Source organism: Ramlibacter sp. (assembly GCF_036676645.1).
In the GTDB taxonomy this organism is placed as follows: Bacteria; Pseudomonadota; Gammaproteobacteria; order Burkholderiales; family Burkholderiaceae_C; genus Ramlibacter.
Map to the genome: position 1 here is coordinate 41,687 of NZ_JAKFCM010000112.1, position 8,177 is coordinate 49,863.

Consider the following 8,177-nt stretch of genomic DNA (forward strand, 5'->3'; position numbering starts at 1 on the left):
CTTGCGCCTTCCAGCGGCCACCGCGGAACCGGCTCCGCCGGGCCGCTGGTGGCGCCCCTTGAGGGGGAGCGGCCGCAGGCCGCTTCGGGGTGGTCCTATCTTTGGTCGATGGCCTCGACCAGGAGGTCCACATGGGCTTCCTCGCCCATGTTCACCCGCACCCGCACCGGCAGGTACTGCAGTGCCGGCGCGAACCACATCTCCACCGTGATGTTGCCGCGCGGGTGGGCGATCGGCCGCGGCTTGAGGTGGAAGGCCTCGACGTCGCCCAGGGCCGTGGACAGCACCTCCTTGCCCACGATGTCGTAGGTCCACAGGTCCACCGCGCCGGGGCGCGCCATCCAGAAGCTGACCGCGCGCCCGACCTCCAGCGGCTCCAGCCCGCTGGCGAAGCGGTGGCTCAGGTCCACGAATTGGCTGGCGGTGTCCTGCATCTGCGGCGGCCGCGGCAGCACCTTGCCGCTGGGCAGCCTCACCTCGCTTTCGTCCATGCGCAGCAGGCCGCGCGACTTGCGGTTGCGCACCTCCTCGTAGGCGCGCGGGTGCAAGGTCTGTGGCCCGACCTCGCCCTGGCTGGTCAGGACCACCTTGGCAAAGATCGTGACGTCCACTTCCACCCGCACCTGGTAGCGCGCGCCTTCGCGCTGCCACAGTACGCGCGCCTCGCCATACAGGTCGCCGCTGCGGAAGCGCCCGCCCAATGTGTAGCGCAGCCGCGTATCGACCGGCCAGCCGTCGAGGGCCGGCGGGGATGCAGGCGCCGGGGCGGCCGGCGCGGCGGCAGCCGCCTGCTCGGGCGCGCTCGCGGCGGGAGCAGCCGGTGCAGCCACAGGCGCGGATGCCGCCGGGGCGGGTGCCTGGTGCTGCGTCTCCGCCTGGTCCGGCGCGGCTTGCGGCTCCGGCGGCTCCGCAACGGGTGCCGGCGCCGGCTGCAATTCCGCTTCCGGCTCCGGCTCCGGCTCCGGCGTGAGCTCGAGCTCGGGCTCGGGCTCGGGCTCGGGCTCGGGCTCGGGCTCGGGCTCGGGCAAGGTGGGGGTCGTTTGTCGCGGCACGCTGGGCGTGGCTCGCATGCGCCGCGGCGGCGCTGGCGCAGCGACGGCGCCCGCCGCGGCCGCAGCAGGGGGAACTTCGGGCTGCTGCGGCGTCAGCACGCGCGTGTACAGGGGCTCCACCATCGGCCGCAACGACTCGCCACCGGCCAGCCAGAGCGACAAGGCGTGCAGGACCAGCACGTGCGCCAGCAGCACGACGGCCACGAGCGCCAGCAGGCGCCGGCGGCCGGCCGGGTTCAGGTCTGCACGCCCAACCATGGCTGGGCCTGCGCCGGGTCGCGCAGCACCAGGCGCCAGGTGGTGGCCGCGGCCGGCAGGTGCAGCTCCAGCCGCAGCAGCCGGCGGTCGCGCGCGACCAGCGCGATCAGCCGCCGGTGCGAGCCGGCATAGAGCGGCAGATCGTCCAGCTTGCCGAGGCGCCAGCCCTGGCCCGCAACCTCGATGCCGAGCCACTCGTCCTGGGCGGCCATGCCGGCCTGCTCGGCCGCCCCGCCCCGCAGCACGTTCTTCAGGCGGATGGCGCCGCCGCCCTCGTCCACGCGGATGCCCAGCCGCTGCTGCAACTGCGCCGGCTCGTCGAGCGCGAACACGCCCTGGCGGCGCAGCAGGTCGGCCAGCGGCAGCTCGCGGGTGCCGTGCACCCAGGCGGCGATCTCGCGGGCGAAGCTGCGCCCGCCCAGCTCGCGCAGCACGGCGGCGAAATCGGCCTCGGCCATCGGGCCGCCCTTGCAGCGCTGCCAGAGCGCGCGCATCACCTCGTCCAGCGTCGTGCGGCCTTCGGCGCGCAAGGTGAGGTCGAAGCACAGTGCCACCAGCGAGCCCTTGCTGTAGTAGCTCACCGTCGCATTCGGCGTGTTCTCGTCCTGCCGGTAGTACTTGACCCAGGCGTCGAAGCTGGCCTGGGCGACCGACTGCACCTCGCGGCCGGGCGTCTGCAGCACCTGGTTGATCGTCTTGTTCAGCAGGCGCACGTAGCCGGCCTCGTCGACCAGCCCGGCGCGCCGCAGCAGCAGGTCGTCGTAGTAGCTGGTGAAGCCCTCGAAGAACCACAGCAGCTGGGTGTGGTTCTCGCGGCCGTAGTCGTAGCGGGCGAACTCGGCCGGCCGCAGCTGCTTGACGTTCCAGGTGTGGAAGTACTCGTGGCTGACCAGCCCCAGCAGCGTGGTGTAGCCGTCGCCGGCCTTGGCCTCGCCCTGGCGCGGCAGGTCGCGGCGCGAGGCGATCAGCGCCGTCGAGTTGCGGTGCTCGAGCCCGCCGTAGCCGTCGTCCACCGCGTTGAGCAGGAACACGAAGCTGCGCAGCGCCGGCTTGCGGCGCTCGTGCCAGAAGCGCAGGGTGGTTTCGCAGATGCGCTGCACGTCGGCGGCCAGGCGCGCGCCGTCGAACGATTCGGTGGCGCCGGCCACCACCAGCCGGTGCGGCACGCCGGCGGCGCGGAACTCGGTGCTCCAGAAGCTGCCCATTTCCACCGGACAGTCGACCAGCTCGTCGTAGTCGGCGGCCAGGTAGGTGCCGAAGCCGCGCTTGCCCACGCGCAGCGGTGCCAGCCCGGTGGCCGCTTCCCACCCCGGGCGCGGCGAGACCAGCTCCAGCGCGTGCGGCAGCTTCTCCTGGCCGTGCACCTGCAGGCACAGGCTGGTGCCGTTGAAGAAGCCCCGGTCGGCATCGAGCCAGGCGGCTCGCACCGAGTTGTCGAAGGCATAGACCTCGTAGGCCAGCACCAGCGGGCTGCTGGACACGCAATCGACCTGCCAGCTGCACTTGTCGAGCTGCTGGACAGGCACGGTGCGGCCGTCCTGGCGCGCCACCAGCCGCTGCAGGTGCCGGGAGAACTCGCGCACCAGGTAGCTGCCGGGGATCCACACCGGCAGCGACACGCGCTGGCCCGCCGCCGGCTGTTCGATGGCCAGCGTGACGTGGAACAGGTGCGCGTGGAGGTCGGCCGCCTCGACGCGGTAGTGCAGCCGCCAGTCGGGGCCGGCATGCGCGCGCGGACTCACTGCGCTTGCGAGAGCATCTTCTCGACCTGGGCCGCGTTGATGGCGCCGGGCACGCGCGTGCCGTCGGCGAACACCAGCGTCGGCGTGCCGGTGATCTGGTGCTTGCGGCCCAGTTCGCGGTTGCGGTCCAGCGCGGTGGCGTCGCAGCCGGCGGCGGCCGGCGCGGCGGCCTGCTCGCGCAGCATCCAGTCCTGCCAGGCCTTGGCGCGGTCCTTGGCGCACCAGATGTTGCGCGACTTGTCGACCGAGTCGTTGCCCAGGATCGGGTAGAGGAACAGGTGGATGGTCACGTTTTCCAGCTTCTGCAGCTCGCGCTCGAAGCGCTTGCAGTAGCCGCAGTTCGGGTCCTCGAACACCGCCAGCTGGCGCTTGCCGTTGCCGCGCACGATGGCGAACGAGTCCTTGACCGGCAACTGGCCGAAATCGATCGCGGTCAGCTTGCTGGTGCGTTCCTCGGTGAGGTTGCGCCGGCCCTTCACGTCGATCAGCTGGCCGTGGATCAGGTAGCTGCCGTCGGCGTCGGTGTAGTACAGGTCGGTGCCCACCCGGACCTCGAACAGGCCGGCCATGGGCGTCTTGCTCACCTCGTCGATCTTGCCGATCTGCGGCAGCCGCTCGCCCAGGTTCTTGCGGATGGCGGCTTCCTGCCCCAGGGCCGGGCCGGCCAGCAGGGTGGTCGCGAGCAGCGCGGCCAGCAGGCCGGTCGTGGTGCGTGTCATGGAGTTTCCAGTACTTCCTTGGGAAAAGGGGTCACAGCCGGCCCGCGGCCTGCCGCACCACCCACTGCTTGATCGGGCCGCTGGCGTCGAAGCCGCGCATGCCCCAGTTGCGCAGCACCGACCAGCCGGCGTGGTCCTGCGCGAACAGCTGCTGCAGGGTGTCGGTGGTCGCGCCCATCGCCAGCGTGTCGCCCTTGCGGGCGCGCTCGTAGCGGCGCAGCAGGCGCACGTCGCCGACGCTGCGCCAGTATTCGCGCCCGTGCAGCACGGCGGCCAGTTCGCGCACGTCGGCCAGGCCCAGGTTGAGGCCCTGGCCGGCCAGCGGGTGCACGCTGTGGGCGGCATCACCGGCCAGCGCCCAGCCGGGGCCGCACCAGCGGTCGGCGCGGGCCAGCTGCAGCGGCCAGGCCGCGCGCTCGCTGGCCAGCGTCAGCTGGCCGAGCGCGCCTTCGCTGGCGGCCACCAGCTGCGACTCGAAGTCGGAAGCGTCGCAGTGCAGCAGCGACTCGCTGCGGCTTTGCCCGACCGACCAGACCAGCGCGACCGAATGGCTGCCTTCGGCCGGCGCTTCGCCGCCCAGCGGCAGCAGCGCCAGGATCTCGCCGCTCTGGAACCACTGGCGGGCGATGTGCCCGTGCGGCTTCTCGCCGTCCAGGCGGGCGGCCACCGCGTGCTGGCCATAGGGCTGCACGTCGTACTGCACGCCGAATTCGGCACGGGCGAGGCTGCCGCGGCCTTCGCAGACCACCGTCAGCGCCGCGCGCGCGGGCTCCTGGATCGGGGTGACGTAGGGCTGGTAGCGCAAGGCTTCGTCCAGGCGCTGCTCCAGTGCCGGCACGTCGACGATCCAGGCCAGCGCCGGCCGGCTGCCGGCTTCGAAGCGCACGCAGCCGCCTTCGTCGCCATGGATCTCCATGCCCGTGACCGGCGTCTGGTGCGCCGCATCGGGCCAGGCCCGCACCGATTCGAGCAGCTGCCGCGAGGCGGCGTTGAGCGCATAGGCGCGCACGTCGGCCAGCCCGCCGGTGGCGGCGGACTGCACCAGCCCGACCCGCAGCCGGTCGCGCGCGAGCAGCAGGGCCAGCGTGCGGCCGACGATTCCCGCGCCGCGGATACAGACGTCGAGGACAGGCGCCATCCGTTGATTGTAGGAGGCGGGCACAATCGAAGGCCGATGAGTTCCCAGCCCGCCATGACCGCGTCCGCCCCCGATTTCGCCGCCCGCATCGCCCGCCTGTTCGTCTACCCGGTCAAGTCCTGCGCCGGCATCGAACTGACCGAGGCCGTCCTCACCTCCACCGGGCTCGATTTGGACCGGGCCTGGATGGTGGTCGACGAGCAGGGCACGTTCGTGTCGCAACGCGAACTGCCGCGCATGGCGCTGGTGCGCCCCCAGCTCAAGCACCACGAGGTGGTGCTGCGCGCGCCCGGCATGCTGGCGCTCCATCTCGCGATCGACGAGGTCGCCGGTCCCGCGCGCGTGCGCGTGTGGGACGACGTGGTCGACGCCTGCGACATGGGCGATGTCGCGGCGCAGTGGTTCAGCGATTTGCTCGGCCGGCGGCTGCGGCTGGTGCGCTTCGACCCGCAGCAGCGCCGGCTGTCGAGCCTGAAGTGGACCGGCGGCGTGCAAGCGCCCAACCAGTTCGCCGATGCCTTCCCGCTGCTGGTGGCGAGCGAGGCCTCGCTGGCCGGCCTGAACGAGCGGCTGGCGGGGGCCGGCCGGGCGCCCGTCGGCATCGAGCGCTTCCGCCCCAACATCGTGCTGTCGGGCGTGGAGGCGCACGACGAGGACCGCGTCGACGTGCTGCGCATCGAGGCCGACCGGCCGGTGGCCATCAAGCCGGTCAAGCCCTGCGCGCGCTGCCCGATTCCCAACATCGATCCGCAGACCGGCCAGAGCTCGCCCGAGGTGCTGGACACCCTGCAGGGCTACCGGCAGGATGCGCGCGTCGGCGGCGCGGTGACCTTCGCGATGAACGCGATCGTGCTGGAGGGCGAGGACGCGGTGCTGCGCGTCGGGCAGCCGGTGAGCGGCGACTGGAAGTTCGACTGAGCGGGCGCGGCGGCACGCCGCCGCGCGGGGGGCGCAACAGCCCTTGGCATACACTTTCCCGCTTGTCTGTCTGGAACTGCCATGAGCTTGAAGTGCGGCATCGTGGGCCTGCCCAACGTCGGCAAGTCGACCCTGTTCAATGCCCTCACCAAGGCGGGGATCGCCGCCGAGAACTACCCCTTCTGCACGATCGAGCCCAACGTCGGCATCGTCGAACTGCCCGACCCGCGGCTGGCGCAACTGGCGGCCATCGTCAAGCCCGAACGCATCGTGCCGGCCATCGTCGAGTTCGTCGACATCGCCGGGCTGGTGGCCGGCGCCAGCAAGGGTGAAGGCCTGGGCAACCAGTTCCTGGCCCACATCCGCGAGACCGACGCCGTCGTCAACGTGGTGCGCTGCTTCGAGGACCCCAACGTGGTCCACGTGGCCGGCAAGGTCGACCCGGTCTCCGACATCGAGGTGATCCAGACCGAGCTGTGCCTGGCCGACCTGGGCACCGTGGAGAAGACGCTGGCCCGCTACAGCAAGGCCGCCAAATCGGGCAACGACAAGGAAGCCGCACGCATGGTGCAACTGCTGCCCAAGGTGCAGGCCGCGCTGAACGAAGGCCGGCCGGTGCGCACGCTGCAGCTGACCGACGAGGAGCAGGCGCTGCTGCGGCCCCTGTTCCTGATCACCGCCAAGCCGGCCATGTTCGTCGGCAACGTGGACGAAGGCGGCTTCGAGGGCAACCCGCACCTGGACCGGCTGCGCGCCTATGCGCAGACGCAGAACGCGCCGGTGGTGGCGATCTGCGCCAAGATCGAGTCCGAGATCGCCGAGATGGACGACGAGGACAGGCAGGTGTTCCTGGCCGAGATCGGGCAGGACGAGCCGGGGCTGAACCGCCTGATCCGCGCGGCCTTCACGCTGCTCGGGCTGCAGACCTACTTCACCGCGGGCGTGAAGGAGGTGCGCGCCTGGACCATCCACGTCGGCGACACGGCGCCGCAGGCCGCCGGCGTGATCCACACCGACTTCGAGCGCGGCTTCATCCGCGCCCAGACCATCGCCTTCGACGACTTCATCGCGCACGGCGGCGAGCAGGGCGCCAAGGACGCCGGCAAGATGCGCAGTGAAGGCAAGGAGTACGTCGTCAGGGATGGCGACGTGATGAACTTCCTGTTTACCCGCGTATAGCGCCCGAGTTCGGCACGACCGCTGGCACCGGAACCGGTTCGCAAGCGACGCACGGGCCGCAGCACTCAGGCGGATGGCGCTTCGCGCGCCAGGGCGCGGGCGCGGATGTCCTCCAGTCCGGCGGGCGCCGGATGCAGGTCCAGGCGCTGGCCCGCCTTGACGATCTGGCTCGGGATGTCGCGCCCGATCAGCCCCGGCAAGCGGGCGGCCGCAGCGATCAGCAGCGGCAGGTCGATGCCGGTGTCATAGCTCATCAGGGCCAGCGCATGGGCGACTTCCTCGGTGCACACGTTGCCCGACGCGCCCGGCGCATACGGGCAGCCGCCGAGGCCGCCGAGCGAGGTGTCGAAGCGGTCGGCGCCAGCGTCGATGGCCGCCAGCACGTTGGCCAGACCCATCCCGCGCGTGTTGTGGAAGTGCAGGGTCAGCCCGGCGCCGGGCCAGCGGCGGCGGAACGCCTCGGTGAGCCGCGCCACCTGGGTCGGGTAGGCCATGCCGGTGGTGTCGCACAACGTCACGCCGTGCGCACCCAGCGTCTCGAGGTAGCGGCCGCACCAGTCGAGCACGGCCTGCGTGGTCACGTCGCCTTCCATCGGGCAGCCGAAGCTGCACGACAGCGACACGTTGACGCGGGCCTGCGTGCCGCGCGCCACCCGCGCCACTTCGGCCAGCGCGGCGTACGATTGCTCGCGCGTCATCCGCAGGTTCGCCAGGTTGTGGCTCTCGCTGGCGGACATCACGAGGTTGAGCTCGTCGGCCGCGGATTCGATGGCACGCTCGGCGCCGCGTGCGTTCGGCACCAGCGCGCTGTAGACCACGCCCGGCTTGCGGCGGATCTCGCGCATCACCTGCTCGGCGTCGCGCAGCGCCGGGATCGACCTGGCCGAGACGAAGGCGGTCACCTCGATCCTGGACAGACCGGTTTCCGACAGCGCGTCCACCAGCGCGATCTTCGCCTCGGTCGGCACGAAGACGCTCTCGGCCTGCAGCCCGTCGCGGGTGCCCACTTCCTGCAGGTGGATGCGCCGGCCGGCGCCCTGCCAGACACCGGCGCTCACTGGCCTACCCTCACTTCCGTGATGAGGGTGCAACCGCGATGCAGGGTTGTCCACGGCGGCGGGCGTCGCTTGCGACGAACGCACGCCGCGGTGGACAACCCGTGTTCAGCGCC

7 protein-coding genes are annotated in these 8,177 nt (G+C 71.7%); 2 read left to right on the top strand and 5 right to left on the bottom strand.

What is annotated here, in order from left to right; genetic code table 11:
- Positions 1 to 95: 95 nt before the first annotated feature.
- From V6M57_RS17650 to V6M57_RS17665, 4 genes are read right to left on the bottom strand one after another with little or no spacing between them, the layout of a single operon-like run.
- A complete protein-coding gene (locus V6M57_RS17650; RefSeq protein ID WP_332816312.1) occupies positions 96 to 1,310 on the bottom strand; it encodes a DUF3108 domain-containing protein in 1,215 nt (404 codons plus the stop codon).
- A complete protein-coding gene (locus V6M57_RS17655) occupies positions 1,289 to 3,052 on the bottom strand; it encodes a M61 family metallopeptidase (protein ID WP_332816313.1) in 1,764 nt (587 codons plus the stop codon). Before V6M57_RS17655 ends, V6M57_RS17650 begins: the two co-directional genes overlap by 22 nt.
- A complete protein-coding gene (locus V6M57_RS17660; RefSeq protein WP_332816314.1) occupies positions 3,049 to 3,771 on the bottom strand; it encodes a DsbC family protein in 723 nt (240 codons plus the stop codon). Before V6M57_RS17660 ends, V6M57_RS17655 begins: the two co-directional genes overlap by 4 nt.
- A gap of 31 nt (positions 3,772 to 3,802) precedes the next feature.
- Positions 3,803 to 4,909 (bottom strand): FAD-dependent monooxygenase, encoded by a 1,107-nt coding sequence (locus tag V6M57_RS17665; protein WP_332816315.1) that lies wholly within the window; start codon positions 4,907 to 4,909, stop codon positions 3,803 to 3,805.
- Between the two features lie 36 nt (positions 4,910 to 4,945).
- On the opposite strand from V6M57_RS17665, the gene V6M57_RS17670 reads away from it, so the two are divergent.
- Positions 4,946 to 5,827 (top strand): MOSC domain-containing protein, encoded by an 882-nt coding sequence (locus V6M57_RS17670; RefSeq protein ID WP_332816316.1) that lies wholly within the window; start codon positions 4,946 to 4,948, stop codon positions 5,825 to 5,827.
- A gap of 81 nt (positions 5,828 to 5,908) precedes the next feature.
- Entirely contained in the window at positions 5,909 to 7,006 is a 1,098-nt protein-coding gene (gene ychF, locus V6M57_RS17675) for a redox-regulated ATPase YchF (protein ID WP_332816317.1), read from the top strand.
- A gap of 65 nt (positions 7,007 to 7,071) precedes the next feature.
- Here ychF and V6M57_RS17680 read toward each other — a convergent pair whose 3' ends face one another.
- Positions 7,072 to 8,064, bottom strand: coding sequence for a hydroxymethylglutaryl-CoA lyase (locus tag V6M57_RS17680; RefSeq protein ID WP_332816318.1), 993 nt, complete (start codon positions 8,062 to 8,064; stop codon positions 7,072 to 7,074).
- Between the last annotated feature and the right edge of the window lie 113 nt (positions 8,065 to 8,177).